The sequence below is a fragment of the Rhodoferax sp. RT5P35 genome (assembly GCF_056521385.1).
Window position 1 is genome coordinate 1 of sequence record NZ_JBWMAX010000230.1, and the last position, 1,196, is coordinate 1,196.

At 66.6% G+C, this 1,196-nt stretch carries 2 protein-coding genes; both read left to right on the forward strand.

Going from position 1 to position 1,196, the window contains the following annotated elements; translation table 11 throughout:
* Window positions 1-306, forward strand: a 306-nt coding sequence (locus AC097L_RS25230) for an ATP-binding cassette domain-containing protein (protein ID WP_479589449.1), incomplete at its 5' end; no start/stop codon positions are given.
* A 13-nt stretch (window positions 307-319) separates the two neighbouring features.
* On the forward strand, window positions 320-1,196 hold an 877-nt coding region (locus AC097L_RS25235; protein ID WP_479589450.1), incomplete at its 3' end, for an amidohydrolase family protein.

Genomic DNA, 1,196 nt, shown 5'->3' on the forward strand with positions numbered 1-1,196 from the left:
CGCGTGCTGCTGCTGGACGAACCCACCTCGGCGCTCGACGTGTCGGTGCAGGCCGAAATCTTGAACCTGCTGGCCGACCTGCGCGAGCGCGACGGCCTGACGTATTTGATGGTCACCCACGACCTGGGCGTGGTGGCCCACCTGTGCGACCAGGTGGCGGTGATGCAGCACGGCAGCATTGTGGAAAGCCTGAGTACCGAAGCCCTGTGCAACAACGCTGCCCAGCACGCCTACACCCGCATGCTGGTGGATTCGAGCCGGTCGTACAGCCGGGATATGGCCGAGACCACCGTCGCGGCGGCCTGACCAGGTGACTCCTATGTTGAACCGCCGCCGCGTTCTTGCGGCATCCCTGGCCGCGCCCTGGGTGCAGCATATGCCCCAGGCCGCAGCGGCAGATGCCGTACCCCTGCTCATCGACTCGCATGTCCATGTGTGGAAGCGCGACCCGGCCTTCCCGTTCGCCCAGGGCCGCAAACCGCCGGAGTTCGATGCCAGCGCCGAGACGCTGCTGGACCTGATGCAGGCCAACGGCGTGGCGCGCACCGTCATCGTGCAGGTCATCCACTACCGTTGGGACAACAGCTACCTGGCCGATGTGCTCAAGCGCTATCCGGGCCAGTTCCACGGCATTGCCCGCGTCAACCCCGAGGACCCCGCTGCACCCGACCACCTGAGTCGACTCACGCTGGAGCAGGGCTTCCGCGGTGTGCGCCTCAGCCCGTCCGACCAGGCCGATGGCGACTGGATCCGCGGCCCGCTGATGGCACCGCTGTGGCGACGCTGCGCCGCGCTGAAAGTGCCTATGACCGTGCTGGCCTCGGGCGCGCGCATGTCCGACCTGGTGCCGCTGATCGAGAAGAACCCGGAGCTGACCGTGGTCATCGACCATATGGCCGATGTGCCACCCGACCAGCCGCAGCTGCTGGAGCCCCTGCTGGCGCTGTCGCGCTTCCCCCAGGTGTACGTGAAGATCTCGCACGTGCCACGCCTGTCCAAGCAGGCCTATCCCTACGCCGATGCCTTCGACCAGGTGAAGCGTGTTTACGACCGCTTTGGTGCCAAGCGCCTGATGTGGGGCACCGACTGGCCGATCTCGCTGAGTGAACTGCCCTACGACAAGATGGTCGCCGTGTACCGCGGCAACCTGGGTTTTCTGCCCGCCGCCGAGCGCCAGCAAGTCCTGTCCAAAACCG